This is a genomic window from Robertmurraya sp. GLU-23 (genome assembly GCF_052983275.1).
This window is the reverse complement of the sequence record NZ_JBRKCV010000007.1, coordinates 107777-122120: the sequence shown is the minus strand read 5'-3', so window position 1 is coordinate 122120 and position 14344 is coordinate 107777. Positions and strand designations below refer to the sequence as shown.

General features: G+C 34.1%; 13 protein-coding genes. 9 read left to right on the top strand and 4 right to left on the bottom strand.

Going from position 1 to position 14344, the window contains the following annotated elements; genetic code table 11:
- Window positions 1–21 precede the first annotated feature (21 nt).
- The gene (locus ACVBAX_RS13280; protein ID WP_447117446.1) at window positions 22–3183 is read left to right on the top strand and encodes a type I restriction endonuclease subunit R; all 3162 of its coding nucleotides are present in this window, start codon (window positions 22–24) and stop codon (window positions 3181–3183) included.
- Window positions 3184–3758: 575 nt separating this feature from the next.
- Here ACVBAX_RS13280 and ACVBAX_RS13275 read toward each other — a convergent pair.
- Complete coding sequence (locus ACVBAX_RS13275) at window positions 3759–3938, bottom strand: DUF3896 family protein (RefSeq protein ID WP_447117445.1); 180 nt, start codon at window positions 3936–3938, stop codon at window positions 3759–3761.
- A 235-nt stretch (window positions 3939–4173) separates the two neighbouring features.
- On the opposite strand from ACVBAX_RS13275, the gene ACVBAX_RS13270 reads away from it, so the two are divergent.
- Window positions 4174–4686: a hypothetical protein gene (locus ACVBAX_RS13270; protein WP_447117444.1), complete on the top strand. Its 513-nt coding sequence runs from the start codon at window positions 4174–4176 to the stop codon at window positions 4684–4686.
- 80 nt (window positions 4687–4766) lie between these two features.
- Here the strand turns inward: ACVBAX_RS13270 and ACVBAX_RS13265 are convergent, their stop codons facing one another.
- A complete protein-coding gene (locus tag ACVBAX_RS13265; RefSeq protein WP_447117443.1) occupies window positions 4767–5423 on the bottom strand; it encodes a response regulator transcription factor in 657 nt (218 codons plus the stop codon).
- Window positions 5424–5541: 118 nt separating this feature from the next.
- Entirely contained in the window at window positions 5542–5829 is a 288-nt protein-coding gene (locus ACVBAX_RS13260; protein ID WP_447117442.1) for an AbrB/MazE/SpoVT family DNA-binding domain-containing protein, read from the bottom strand.
- A gap of 405 nt (window positions 5830–6234) precedes the next feature.
- Between ACVBAX_RS13260 and ACVBAX_RS13255 the strand changes: the two genes are divergently transcribed.
- The 4 genes from ACVBAX_RS13255 to ACVBAX_RS13240 all read left to right on the top strand — a co-directional run bounded on the left by ACVBAX_RS13255 (window position 6235) and on the right by ACVBAX_RS13240 (window position 9328).
- Window positions 6235–6690 (top strand): hypothetical protein, encoded by a 456-nt coding sequence (locus tag ACVBAX_RS13255; protein ID WP_447117441.1) that lies wholly within the window; start codon window positions 6235–6237, stop codon window positions 6688–6690.
- The gene (locus tag ACVBAX_RS13250; protein ID WP_447117440.1) at window positions 6674–8032 is read left to right on the top strand and encodes a 4Fe-4S binding protein; all 1359 of its coding nucleotides are present in this window, start codon (window positions 6674–6676) and stop codon (window positions 8030–8032) included. Before ACVBAX_RS13255 ends, ACVBAX_RS13250 begins: the two co-directional genes overlap by 17 nt.
- A 551-nt stretch (window positions 8033–8583) precedes the next feature.
- Window positions 8584–8820: a hypothetical protein gene (locus tag ACVBAX_RS13245; protein WP_160549362.1), complete on the top strand. Its 237-nt coding sequence runs from the start codon at window positions 8584–8586 to the stop codon at window positions 8818–8820.
- Entirely contained in the window at window positions 8804–9328 is a 525-nt protein-coding gene (locus ACVBAX_RS13240; protein ID WP_447117439.1) for a DUF2269 domain-containing protein, read from the top strand. Before ACVBAX_RS13245 ends, ACVBAX_RS13240 begins: the two co-directional genes overlap by 17 nt.
- 199 nt (window positions 9329–9527) lie before the next feature.
- Here the strand turns inward: ACVBAX_RS13240 and ACVBAX_RS13235 are convergent, their stop codons facing one another.
- Window positions 9528–10769: a hypothetical protein gene (locus ACVBAX_RS13235; RefSeq protein ID WP_447117437.1), complete on the bottom strand. Its 1242-nt coding sequence runs from the start codon at window positions 10767–10769 to the stop codon at window positions 9528–9530.
- 178 nt (window positions 10770–10947) lie between these two features.
- Between ACVBAX_RS13235 and ACVBAX_RS13230 the strand changes: the two genes are divergently transcribed.
- From ACVBAX_RS13230 to ACVBAX_RS13220, 3 genes are all read left to right on the top strand, one after another.
- The gene (locus ACVBAX_RS13230; protein WP_447117520.1) at window positions 10948–12027 is read left to right on the top strand and encodes a YncE family protein; all 1080 of its coding nucleotides are present in this window, start codon (window positions 10948–10950) and stop codon (window positions 12025–12027) included.
- Window positions 12028–12284: 257 nt separating this feature from the next.
- Window positions 12285–13679 carry a sensor histidine kinase gene (locus ACVBAX_RS13225; protein ID WP_447117436.1) on the top strand — a complete coding sequence of 465 codons (1395 nt, stop codon included), beginning with the start codon at window positions 12285–12287 and terminating at the stop codon, window positions 13677–13679.
- Window positions 13666–14331, top strand: coding sequence for a response regulator transcription factor (locus ACVBAX_RS13220; RefSeq protein ID WP_447117519.1), 666 nt, complete (start codon window positions 13666–13668; stop codon window positions 14329–14331). The genes ACVBAX_RS13225 and ACVBAX_RS13220 overlap by 14 nt, the downstream gene beginning before the upstream one ends.
- Window positions 14332–14344: the final 13 nt, after the last annotated feature.

Genomic DNA, 14344 nt, shown 5'->3' with positions numbered 1-14344 from the left:
AGAAGGGATGGAGAAAGAAACGTGACAAAGATACCATATAATGATGAAGCTGAGGTAGAACGTCGCCTGATTGAAGTGTTAGGGGAAGGGTATAATCAGTGGAATTATCGCCCGGATTTAAAATCAGAAGAAGACCTATGGAAGAACTTGCGTTTAAAGATTACGCAAAATAACTTATCAGAAATTGGGGATCATCCCATTTCTGATAAAGAATTTGACGCTATTAAAACAGAGTTGTTATCCAAAACCAAAACTCCCTTTGATGCTGCTAGATGGCTTAAAGGGGAGAATGGGATTTCGCGAATAACGATTGAACGTGAAGAAGTTTCTCTTGGTTCAATGTCGTTGGTGTTGTATTCCAATCAAGACATTGGTGGAGGAATTTCTACATATGAAGTCGTTCATCAAATTGCGAAACAAAAGGCTATCGTTGATGGTCGTGACAGGAGATTTGACGTGACCCTTTTAATCAATGGGTTACCAATTGTTCAAATTGAATTGAAACAGGTTAGTGCCAAAGATGGGGTGTTCCAAGCCTTTAATCAGATAAAGAAGTACGCAGAAGAAGGGATGTTTAGAAATAATATCTTTTCAACTCTACAGTTATTTGTCATTTCAAATGAACAAACTACTCGCTATTTCGCCAACGCGCTACCTAAAGATATGCATAAGAAGATCATCTTTAGTTGGCGTACAAAGGAAAATAGAAAAGTAGAAAACCTCTATGAATTCGTAAAACAAGTTTTAAATATACCAGATGCGCATAGAATAATTGCTAATTATTCAATCGTTAGTGAAGACCAAGATAACAAAGCCTTAATGGTGTTACATCCTTATCAAATCCATGCGATTGAAGCGTTGTTTACGGCTGCTATAAAACATGAGTCAGGATACGTATGGCATGCCACAGGCTCAGGAAAAACGTTAACTAGTTTTGTATCTACGAAATTATTAGCTCGTAAGCCAGGTGTGGATCGCACCATTATGTTAATTGACCGAAAAGACTTGGATAATCAAACGACCACTGAGTTCACTAAATTCGCTTCTGAATTTAATACGGGTATTTCTTCTGGTAAAGCCAAGTCGAATAGTTTAATTGTCGGAACTGGAAGTGCAAAAAAATTGAGCGAAGCCTTACTATCGGACAGTAATTCCAATACAGTGATTATTACCACTCGTCAAAAATTAGAGGCTGCGTTACGCTTTGCCGAAAAGCAAGAAAAACAAAAAGGTACACAACGCTTTAAAAAGCTATCTGGGCAACATATTGTCTTTGTCGTTGATGAATGCCATCGAGCGTTAAGTGCAGAAGGAATGGAAGTAATTAAGAGCTTCTTCCCGAATTCTACGTGGTTTGGTTTTACAGGTACACCGATATTCAATGAAAACAAGAAACAAGCACAAGGGAAATTAGCCCGTACTACTCGTGACCAATATGGAGAAGTTTTACACACCTATACGATTAAAAACGCATTAGATGATGGTGCTGTTTTAGGGTTTCAAGTAGAGCATGAAGATACGATTGAACCAACATCATTAAAAAATCATATTTTTAGTCAGCTCCGCATTAATGAAAATTACGTAAATTTAAGTAACGATGAAATTAACAACATGATTGATCAAATGGATGGAATTGCAAAGGAATCATATCTTCAGCCAGTTTCTTATGAAAGTGATGAACATATTCAAAAAGTCATTCGTAAAATATTCCGACCAGATAGCGCCTATATCAAATTTGATTTCCAAAATGGTAAACCCCAAAAGTCTGCTATATTAACTACAAGTTCTATTGATCTGGCGAAGCGTTACTATCAGGCAATCAAAGAACTGACCAAAGATCCTGAATGGATAACAAAGGAATTCGCTGGAAATCCGATTCGAAAGGGACGTATTATTGAAGATACTGATTTTCCTCGAATCGCTATCACCTACTCGTTACAAGAAAACGAAGATAATTCCAAAAAAATTCAAGATGAAATGAAAGGGATTATCAAAGACTATAACGATTATTATAGGACCGCTTGGTCGTTAGAAGATATCGAACGATATAATGGCGATATAAACAATCGTTTGGCTCGAAAAAAAGGGGAATTCAAAGAATTCGGGAAACAAATTGATTTAGTCATTGTTGTAGATCGCTTGTTGACTGGATTTGATGCACCAACGATTCAAACGTTATTTGTCGATCGAAATTTAAGTTACGCTAATTTGATTCAAGCCTTTTCACGTACCAATCGTACATATCCAGGTAAGACAAAGGGATTGATCGTGACATACCGAAAACCCGCTACTATGGAACGCAACGTGAAAGATGCGACAAAGTTGTACTCTCAAGAACATGAGGAATCTCAGCTTGTTTATCCGACTTATGATGAATCGAAAAAACGATTCAAAAAAGCGCACAAAACCTTGAAAAAAATAGTCTCAAATCAAACCGATGTGAATGAACACTCACCGCTAGAAACTCGGATTGAATTTGTAAAAGCATTTCAAGAGTTAAACAATGCTTACGAAGCTCTAGTTACTTATGATCAGTATAACAATGAAATGGAGAAATCAGAGGCACTTCAAGAACAGGTAAAAATCTTAGAAGAATACATAGGTGTATACAACACGGTTAAAGGGTCACTGGTTGATGATGATGGAGGAGATGGTGGGGATAGACCTGACCTCTCTGAAATTGAATTCTATGGAGATAATGCAATAAAAATCTATGATATAGATTCAACGTATATTGACCGTTTATTAGAAATCTACTCAGCCAATAATCAGAATACCCGTGACGAAATTGAAAAAGCCCTGCAAAAACTAAAGAAATCTGAAATTGTTAAAGATGTATATCGTGCGATCTTAAATGCGATTGATAACAAGGAAATAGATTTAGAAGAAGATATTCTAGTAGTGAAACGACGGTTCTTCAAGGAAGCCTATAATCATACGATTGAAGATTTTTCGAATACTTGGTTTGTGGAAGAAGGAGAGCTGCATTCATCTGCTATTCAATATGTAATAGGAACTGAGCCTATTCCAAATATCGGTGGAATTATTGATAGTAAACAATTCGACAAGTATAAAGCAGTAAACCCAGATGCAAAACCACTGAAATATGGACCAGAAATGAAACGTCAGTGGAGAAAGACATTAGATGATATTGTTGTGCCTTTGAATGACGAATTAAGATAAAATCATTTAGAAATGAATAAAAAGATTATTGTTAAAGGTCAACTGCATTTTATAGTTGACCTTCAATTTAATCAAATTATTGAGTGAATGTTTATTTTAACATAACTCTTGGATAAGATTAGGTACGTTATATTTGGGTGAATGGGCCATCGTAGAGATAATTAGTGTCATAAGCCATGTTTTTTTCTGGTGGCTTTTTAGTTTAAGCACCAGACAGTTTTCCACTCGTATATGTTATCGGCCAAAACTAAGCATTGTCTCTTCTTAATAGATTGAGACGTTCATTGATGTTGATAAAGTCTCTTTATATAGAGATACAATGAGAACAGTTTATATTTCATCTGCTTTTAATGGTAAATGTAGACACTTAATAATGGTACACCCTGATGCAACGGTAGAAAAAGCTGTTGTTGAATTCTAACAACAAAGAGGGGGAACTTTTACTTTTACTTTTTATTGTAATAAGCTCTCTCAACTTAATCCCAAAAATAACTTCATATAATATCAATTTAATGCAGCTAATTTCATAATTAAAAGAAGTCACCGCTACTTTCGCAAAAGTAGCGGTGACTTCTTTAATTTTTTATCCCCCTTTGGAAGTGGTTCATTTCTGCTATTTCAGCTATATATTGATAATTATCAATCATATTCCTAAGTGCCTCGCCATCAGAAGTTGGTAGATACGGGTCGTCTAACCTTTTTAATAAATTTTCGATCTTAATTGCTAAGTGACGCTTTATTTCAAAATAATTCAAAAGATCCTTCCTTTCCTTTTCTTGATTTAATATTTGCTCCCTTTCATTCTAAAAAATAAAGATGAAGAGTCTTTGCAGAAATAGTAGCAATTGAGTGAACATTGATTATAGGTTTTGAAAGTAATCTAAAAAATACGGTCACTGCTTAAATTTCATAAAGTATTCAAGTTTTTTCGTTAAATTCTGCAAAAAATTATGAGATCTTATTTTTATAAAATTCTATGGGGTGACAGAAATGACAAAGGCTAAAAAGATTGTAGGTTTAATTCTCTTATTTGGAATTACAAGTTTAATAAGTTACTTTGCGATAATAACAATCGTTGGAGAAAAGCCAAAGGTTGAAAAGAAAGTAGTAGTAGAAGTTCAAACTGAAACAAATCAAGTGAATAAGGGTAATAATGAGATAACAAAAACAGACAACCAAGGAGAAGTTACAATTAGTGTCACTCCATTACTTGAAAAAAGCGATGAAGAAAATTATGTATTTCTAGTAGAAATGAACACGCATTCGGTGGACTTATCAGAATTTGACTTAGACAACCTTACAGAGATTTCAATTGGGCAAAATGAAGAAGTTGGTAGTATTACTTGGGAACCATCCACTACTGAAAGTCATCATACTGAAGGATATATAAAAGTGAACGGCAACTGGAATAGTGAGTTTCCATTTTTAGAATTGAAATTAAATAACATTAATGGCATAAAGTCTAGAACATTTACGTGGCTTCAGGAGGAGATTAGTCAATAAGATTTGAAAGCATACAGAGCGGATTTAGATAAAAAAGGGACTAATAAAAGTCCCTTTTTGCTTAAAAATGAAAAGATAATTCAGTTAGTAGTGTCTTGAAGTGAATGCCAACGGTACCCAACACCCCATACAGTAATAAGATGCAAATCTACTGGATATGCTGCGTCCCTCATTTTGCCCCTTATATTTCTGATATAGGAATGTAAAGTTTTTGAGTCCACCTTATCTTTGTTCCCCCACACAGCTAAAACAATCTCTTCATTTGTAAACACTTTTTCAGGTTTTTGTAGAAGGACCCCAATTATATTGAACTCTTTCGGGGCCAGGGGTATTACTTTTTGCTGGTATTTTAGCTCTAATAATCTCTTGTCCCATACTAATTGGTTTAATTCAACTATTTGTTTGTCGTTTCCAGATCGTCTTAAAACTGCTTCTATACGGGCACTAAATTCTTCTTGATAAACGTTACCATATAAATAATCATCTGCCCCCATATTAAGAGATTTAATCCCTTCCTCTTTACTTCCTATTATGGACTTAACGATGATAGGAGTATTTGAAAATTCTCTAATTTGCATACATAAGTGGACGGGGTTTGGATCTATAATAATGATAAGTTCAACCGAGCCCTTCTTAATAAGGGCATATGCGTCTTCTAAAGATTCTTTTGTAATAATTAAATAATTTCCATGTAAGTGTAGATAATATTCTACACTGATTTCCTGTACATCTCCCATAAAAAGTATAGTTGCTATTTATCTCACCCCTTCAACAAGACAATATTTAAAGCATATAGTAAAACTATGAAGAAATTCTGAATATTTATTTGAGATATGACTGATTTAAAAATCAGCTTTAACCGTGGGCTTGTATTAAAATCTTTTGTTCGTTTTTACAGTAATTTAGTGCCAAAAGCATCCCACATGTAAAACCTGTTAATCTACGTAACTCTATGGGTAATGATATTTTCCTATAACTATAAATACATTGGTTTAAAGTAGCGTTAGAATGCTGTTTAACAATAACAATTTTATTACCTTCTCTGTATAAAGAAAGGAATTGTCCTTCCATAATATTAAGCTCTTCCTCTACTTCTTTTGGAATTGAAATTTGACCGGTTTTTAGTAAACGTCTATAGTACAACGAGTACACCTACCCCTATAATTCATTAGATTTTTATAGTTTATAAGAAAATTGTTGAGAAACTATGCAGATTGAAATGGTATTTAAAGGAGTTATAGGAAAGATGGAAGAAAAAAACGATTTTTTTTAATTCAATAATAATGTGAACTGATTAGGAGAAGATTCTTACATAATGAAGAATAGACATTAACAAAATAATCAGATATAATTTAGCTCTAGCACTGCTAGACCACCTTTTGGAAAAGTACAGAAAAAACGCTTCTCTCTATGAGAGGCGTTTTTTTGTGAGAAATGTCACAGATCCAGGAAAGTTGTTCTTTAATTATACAAATAAAAACCATCAAATCTGCAAATCTCCTCTATAAATTGTAACTATGCGAAATACAACATTTACGGAGGTAGATTATGAAGCAGAGGGTATTAGCAGTGGTAGCCATGACCTTTTTACTGATTAGTAGTCCATCAGTGTTTGCAGAGGGTCAGGGAGATAGTCATACAACCCATACCACTGAAATTAGTACAGATGAAGAAAGTAATAACCAGTCTATCGTTAATGAAGAAGGAGTAGATGATAGTCAAATTTCAGAAGAAAATACAAAGCAAGAAGAAGGAGGAATTGAATCAGAGGAAAGTCATAGTACAGAAAACAGTGAACATGGAGCCGAGAATGAAAGTAGTCACAACTCAGAAGAAAGCGAGCATGGTGAAGAGGGTGGGCATAGCACTGAAGAGATAACTGAAAGTGCTCCAAACTATCGCGTATTAACCGTTTTTGGATTAATAAATCTTACATTCATCCTTATTGGTGTATGGAATAAATTGATTAAAGGAAGAGGGAACAAAAATGTCTATGCCAAATAATCCCGCACCCAAAACTCCATTCAATTTATTATCTATACCAATTATTAAGAAGTTTATCAAAAGTAAATGGTATCCTGGTATTTTTCAGTGGATGGTTTTAGTAGTATTTTCGGTTATTGTATTTGAATTAGTTGTAGGAACAGTTAGTCCCCACGGAAATTTTGGTACAACAATGACATGGGTTCTATGGTGGCCATTAATTCCTATCTTGTTTATTGCTACGGGAAGGTTCTGGTGTGCAATATGTCCATTCGGTAAAGTTAGTGATATTGTCAGAAAGCTTGTCGGTAGCGAACGTCCTATGCCTAAATTTTTAAGGAAATATGGAATATGGTTAATTGATTTATTTTTTATTGCGATAACGTATAGCGATCATGTTTGGGGGATAGTTGAATCTCCTCGAGGATCAGGATACCTTCTCCTTTTATTGGTAACTATGGTTGTGGCTACTTCAGTATTCTATGAGAGACGAACATTTTGTAAAACACTTTGTTTTCTTGGAGGGTTAGCAGGTAACTATTCAAGATCAGGTGCGCTAGAGTTACGAGGGACACCCGATATTTGTAAAACATGTAAAACACAATCGTGTTTTAAGGGAAGTGATAAAGCAGAAGGGTGTCCGATGTTCCAGTTTCCTCGTACCATGGACTCCAGTGCCGAATGTAATATCTGTGGAAATTGTGTGAAAAATTGTCCGAATGATTCTATAAGATTATCTTTAAGAGTTCCTACAAAAGAGTTGTGGGGCCTTAAGAATCCAAAGCTTGAGCATGCATCATTAGCTGCAGTTATAATGGGTATTGTTTTTGTGCAAAACATCACAATGTTAGAAATTTGGGAAGATATCTTATCAATCATCAGTTCTTTTACCGGAACCACTAATTACCAAGTGAATTTTACAATCGCATTCATTTTCTCAATGGCGTTACCTATCCTATTATTATTAGGAGCAGCTAAATTAGCAACCGTATTGGGAATGCCTAACTCCGTAAAGAAAAACTTCACTCTTTTTGGATACGCATTTATTCCTTTAGATTTAGCTGGACATTTAGGTCATAACTTGTTTCATATTATCACAGAGGGGAAAGCCATCTGGTTTAATTCATTGAGTTTATTTGGTAGTAAAGTTACTACAGGTGATCTGAGCTTAGCATCTACATCTACTGTACAACTTTTACAATACTTAATTATAGGTATAGGTTTCATTGGATCTACTTACACTGCTTATAAAATGGGGAAAAAGGCAACATTTAAATCCATGCTCCCATATTATGCTCTAATGCTAATTTTGGGAATTATCAATATCTATTTATTCTCACTACCAATGAGCCATAGAGTATAGGTAGAAAAAGTAAGATAACTATTAATTAAAACACTATTAATTAAAACTGATTTGATTTAACGTTCGGGATTATCCCCCGAACGTTTTTCTATGTATTAAAGTTTTTCAATTATTAATAATAAAAAGAAATGACAAAAGAAGTTTAGATGACGAAATTAATAATAGTAAGCTGCTATTATTGTATAGACATTGATAAAGCGAATTAAAGTGAGAGTTTACATTGCCCAATTATTGTGCTGACACATAATTTATTTGTTTGATACTATATAAAAAGAAACGGTTAAATAATAATAAAAAGAAACTCCTAACGAAAAAAAGTTTTAGAGGATTAACGGGATATTTTCGAAAGTGAAATTGATAGATATTTCTATATTATTTCAGAGAATAATGGTAACCTTTATCTGATTAGTTTCATCTGATTGATGTAATTCTTTTGTAATTGTTAATTACCAAATAGTTAATATTTGTTTATACTTTTGCCTAGCAAGAATAACTTGTGAGCAATATCAAAATATCAAAAGCAAAATCTAAATAATAGGAGTGTTAGTAAGATGAGTAAACCAACAAACTCTGGAAATCAGCCACCAAGCACACCACGTTGGGTGAAAATATCAGGTATTATCATCGTAGCATTGATAGTACTGTTCATTATTCTTAAACTCACCGGCATCGGTGGTAATCACGGACCTGGTCGCCACTTCTCTACGGCTCAAGCCGTTCGGGGTGATCAGATCATAAATATGAAACAAGACTTGATTGAGGGACCGATACATGAACATGTCATCTAGATTGCGTAAGTTCACACTCACTGCGCATATCACTGTTTCAGTCGGATGGTTAGGTGCCGTTTTAGCCTACCTTTCTCTTGCGGTTGTTATTAAAACAAGTGAGGATATTTCGTTGGTACGCGCTGCTTATCTTGCTTTGGAACCAATTACAAGTTATGTTCTAGTCCCGTTAGCGATTGCATCTCTAATTACAGGGATTGTTATCTCACTCGGAACCTCATGGGGATTATTTCGGCACTACTGGGTAATTTTCAAATTAATATTAACTGTTTTTTCTATTATTATTTTACTAGCATTTACACAATCACTCACCCGGATGGTAAGCATAGCCGCAGATTCAACGACCTCGTTAAATGAACTACGAGAAATGGGAGCAGGTATTAGCCACGCTGTTGGCGCTCTAGTAATTCTATTAATAATTATGATTCTTTCGGTTTACAAGCCCAAGGGTATGACTCGATACGGTTGGCAAAAACAACAGAAAAGTCGAAAGGGTTCTAGTCAGTGACGAGACTAGTAGAGACAAGTTGGTATAAATTCAATGAATTTAACTTGGGAAGAGAACTTTTTCCTTAAATAACATTTTATTTAAGGAAAGAATAAAAAGATAGTTAACATTTGAGTTAGTTTACAAATGTTAACCATCCTTTTTTCTTCTTAGATTTATTATAATTTGGATCAACTCTGCTATTAAGCTAACAAACTATCTAAAGCGTCTTGCTAATCTTTGACAACGTATTAACGTCCGTACCAAATTTGCACATGGCTTCACAATTACTTCTTAAATCCGAAAATAATATGTAAGAAAGTGAACATGTATGATCATTATGAAAGGAGGGGCGCAGCAACTGGGCTTTAATTTCTTTTTCTCTCTTATCAGGGGCTACTAAGAAAAAATTACAGTCGTTATGTAATAAAGACTTTGAAAGATCATTTAATCTTAAGATGCCGGAATAAATCGATGTACTTTTCTCTACTTCAAACGCAGAAATAATTTCTCCATCTTTATTAAGCCATAGTACGTCTATCAATTGAATCGTATCCTTTACACTGGATTTAACATGAGGAAGGCTAAGACCCGTTAATGAAAATTCCCCGAGTGCAGAATTCCCCCAGGTCCTTTTATGGTCATTTTGAGCAATCCAAACATTATACCCAAACGCTTTTCCTAATGTCGCTAGATGGAATTGCATCTCTGTATGGGTATTCTCTTCAAGCATTTCATTTTGAATGGAGTTGTGTCTTTTTCTTTTATCTTTCTCAATCTTTTCTAGAGCAATTTCATAATTTCCACTAGTGATAATTCGGCCGTTTCCAATCTCATATAAAAGGCCACCAGCTGCACCTAAATCTTTTGACAAAAATTTACTATGTTCATGGTTAAAATCGAGGATTAAATCTCTCATTTTTAAATACTCACCCCAAGAACCAAGTTTTAAGCGTTGATTAAACAACAAATTAGCCCCTTTAATAATAGCGGTATTAAAAGGAGGGAAAATAGTAGGGTGCATAAAATAGAGGATGTTAGCAACCGCTGGGCCCAAACCTTTAATTTTTTGGGAGTCTAATAGAAAGATTTGCTCTAAAAGTTGTTTTTCATTACTTGTCTGAAGACACATTTTTAAAAACCGAGCGAACGCTTTCTTATTAGCCTCGTTTTCATAGATATCTGGAATTCTTAGCTTTGGTTTCCAATAAAAAGCATGTGCAGCTCCTTCGAAAATTTCCTTTTGTTCCGAAATAGCCGTAATAACGGTTTCAAGAGATGACCCTTTAAAATCATTTCCAAACTCATTTGTCTCAATTTCACGAATTACAATTTGTAAACCGCTGCGAATAGTTCTAAAAGCCTTTAAGCGTTCAGTGTTATTCATAAACCAGTTATTAAAAACCGCTTCTTCGTCCTCACGATATTCCTTTAGCACGTTCTCAATTGATTTTCCCATCATTACTCTACCTCCATAAAGAATGAAATCTTTATTTTAAAGGATAATTTTGCAGAAACTATCGATTTTCAAGAAATTGTTAGATTCTCTTTCTAAATAATTGAAATGTGATGTGTATCACATTTCAAATAAGTGATTCTAATTAATATAAGACTATCATAACTTAAGGAGGCCATTAATGATGAAGAGAAGCTTAATTAATATCTCATTTTTACTTATCATTTTTGCAATATTTCTAACTGGCTGTAGTTCCAATACTAATGGAAATGAGGGTAAAACATCAACAGATGCCGAGAAAAATACTGAACAACCAAAAGAAATAAAGGAAAATAATAAGGAAATATTCTACTTTACCGCTAATGAAGGGGGATCCATAAACAAGATTAGAGTTGCTGATAATGAAGTGGTTTCAACCATTGAAGTAGATGGAGCTGTCCACAACATTCAAACGTCTCCAAATGGAGAAGTATTTGCAGTTACATTGGTTCCTACCGCAGAAGGCGGCCATGGCGACATGGAAATGCCAGGATTTGTTCTATTCTATAATTCTCAAACAAATGAACTACAAAACAAGGTAGAAGTAGGTAATCATCCAGCTCACGTTGTTTTTACAGATGACGGAAGATATGGATTAGTAACAAATAATGAGGATAATACCGTTTCGGTGATCGACTTAAGTACCTATACTGTTATAAATACAATTTCAACCGGTGAAGGACCTCATGGATTTAGAACATCTAAAGATAATCAATATGCTTATGTAGCAAATATGGGTGAAGACACGGTAAGTGTAATAAATATTGAAACAATGAAGGAAGAGAAAAGAATTACAGTAGGGGAAACTCCAGTTACTACTGGTATTACTTCCGACGGAAAAACGTTAGTTGCAACACTTAATGGAGAAAACAAGCTAGCAATCATTGATGTGGAAACAGAAAGTATTTCAAAAGTTGATGTTGGCGTTGGACCAGCTCAAGTCTACATTGACGCTAAAGATCAATATGCCTATGTTGCCAATCAAGGAACACCAGATCAACCCTCTAATACTATTAGTGTTATAGATATTAAAGAAAAGAAAATAATAACAACCATTGAAACAGGCAAAGGGTCTCACGGTGTTGTTTTAAGTTCCAATAATCAATTTGCCTATGTAACAAACATGTATGAGAATACAGTGAGTATCATCGATCTTGAAACCTACAAAGTAACTGGGACCATTCAAGTGGGAGAGACTCCTAATGGAATAAGTATAATGGATTAGTGAAAATTACAGTTAAGTCGTACTCAAAATAGAGTACGACTTAAACTTTTTTATTAGAAACATAGAAACTTCATAATTTCTTCATTTATAACACTTATTATTTAATTAGGCTCTTTTTCCAAAACAACAAACTTTACGAAAACAGCCTTTAATTATGAAAACGGAAGATATAATATAAGTGAGGACTGATGTGATTAGAGAAATTAAATATACGAGAACGTACTAATTTTTGTACGAATTAAAGGGGTAAGAAAAAATTGAGTTCAAAGCTAAACAGTATTTCTTTCAAACTTGGGCTATTATTTAGCGGTGTATTTATTACATTATTACTTCTTCTCGGGCTCATATTATATGGCGTATTTACAAATATGTTTGTGGATTATATAAAACAGGATTTGTTAGCCAAAGGACAAAATCATGCCCGTATCTTGGCAGAAGATTTTAATCAATCTGCAATAAATCACGTAGTCGAAATGGAAAAAGGTGTAATGACAGATGTACTTGTAACAGACAACAAACAACAACTTGTCGCTTTTTCAAAAAAACCAGATGAAGAGATGGTTGACCATCTTATTACTAAAAGCCTTAGTAATGGAACCATTTTGGAGGAAAATTGGAAAAAGCATCATTATCTAATCTCGGTAACCCCTATTGGAGATCATTTAGGTTACGTGTATATGTACTATCCAGCATCGATTCTTAGAGAAATTGTTTTTGTTATGAATCTTCTACTTATTGTAGCTACCATTGGAATTTTGCTACTAGCATTTGGTTTAATAGGCATATTATCAAGAAGATTAACACGCCCACTTTTGTATATGAAAGAGGCAACTAAAAAAATGGCAATGGGAATGTATAAGCAGAATATACCGGTAAATGGTAATGATGAAGTAGCACAACTTGGGCTTTCAATTAAAAATTTAGGTGATCAGCTACAGTATTTTGAAGAAAGTCGAAGTGATTTTTTGGCTGCCGTTTCCCATGAACTTAGAACCCCACTTACTTATTTAAAAGGTTATAGTGATATTTTAAATAAGGACATAATTAAAGATCGTAAAGAACAAAAAGAGTATCTAACTATCATTAATAAAGAAGCTCATAGATTATCAATATTAATAAATGATTTGTTTGAAATGAGCAAACTTCAAACAGGACAGTTTGTGTTAAAAAAAGAATTAACTAACATAAATCACGTTATCAGAAAAGCGACAAAAAATCTAAATCCTGTTGCAAATGAGAAAGGGATTGGATTGATTCTAAACCTGAATGAAGAATTACCCGAAATATCTATCGATCCTCAAAGGATGGAGCAAGTAATCTATAACTTAATTGAAAATGCCATTAAATATACTTCTCAAGGTACTATTACGATTAAATCTACATTAATAAGAGATTTTATTGTTCTTCAAATTTCTGATACGGGAATTGGTATCCCTTCAGAGGACTTACCTAAAATATGGGAACGCTTTTATCGAGTTGATCAATCTCGAACTAGGAAAACTGGAGGCTCTGGATTAGGTCTTTATGTGGTTAAGCAGATCATTGATGCTCACAACGGAAATATACAGGTTAAAAGTAAAGAAAACGAAGGCTCCGTTTTTACCATTTATTTAGAAAAGGAAGAGAACAATGAAAAAGATACTAATAGTTGATGACGAAAAAACCATGAGACAACTGCTTCGTATTTACTTGCAGCAGGAGAATTATGATATTTATGAAGCTGAGAATGGTCAGGAAGCCTTTGAAAAGGTAAAAAGAAATGATTTTGACTTAATGATTCTTGATGTAATGATGCCTGTAATGGATGGGTGGAAAACACTAGAGGTAATAAGAGAAATCTCTGACATACCTATTTTAATGTTAACAGCAAAAGGAACAGTCGCGGACAAAGTAACTGGGTTTTCTTCAGGAGCTGATGATTATTTGGTCAAACCATTTGATGAAGCGGAATTAGTTGTAAGATTACGTGCCCTTCTTAGAAGGACTAATCTTAATCAATCAGACGATGAAATTATTAAATACAGTGGCATTATCATTAATTTAACTTCTAGAGAGATTTTTCATGAAGGAATAAAACTGAATCTTACACAAACAGAATTTGATTTGTTACAAGTTCTTGTTGAACATCGAGGAAATGTTTTATCTAGAGAGCAACTTGTAGAGAAGATTTGGGGCTTAGAATTTTCCGGAGAAGATCGTACGGTGGATTCCCATATTAAAAATTTACGTGAAAAGCTTAGTTCCCTCGGTTTTGAAAAGTCCATTATAAAAACGGTCTGGGGAATTGGCTACAAAGTGGAGTAGGGTGATAAAAGAA

Coding starts and splice junctions, on each gene's coding strand:
- ACVBAX_RS13230 (WP_447117520.1), top strand. CDS start 10,948: ATGAAGAGAAGCTTAATTAATATCTCATTTTTACTTATCATTTTTGCA.
- ACVBAX_RS13235 (WP_447117437.1), bottom strand. CDS start 10,769: ATGATGGGAAAATCAATTGAGAACGTGCTAAAGGAATATCGTGAGGAC.
- ACVBAX_RS13255 (WP_447117441.1), top strand. CDS start 6,235: ATGAAGCAGAGGGTATTAGCAGTGGTAGCCATGACCTTTTTACTGATT.
- ACVBAX_RS13240 (WP_447117439.1), top strand. CDS start 8,804: ATGAACATGTCATCTAGATTGCGTAAGTTCACACTCACTGCGCATATC.
- ACVBAX_RS13245 (WP_160549362.1), top strand. CDS start 8,584: ATGAGTAAACCAACAAACTCTGGAAATCAGCCACCAAGCACACCACGT.
- ACVBAX_RS13270 (WP_447117444.1), top strand. CDS start 4,174: ATGACAAAGGCTAAAAAGATTGTAGGTTTAATTCTCTTATTTGGAATT.
- ACVBAX_RS13265 (WP_447117443.1), bottom strand. CDS start 5,423: ATGGGAGATGTACAGGAAATCAGTGTAGAATATTATCTACACTTACAT.
- ACVBAX_RS13250 (WP_447117440.1), top strand. CDS start 6,674: ATGTCTATGCCAAATAATCCCGCACCCAAAACTCCATTCAATTTATTA.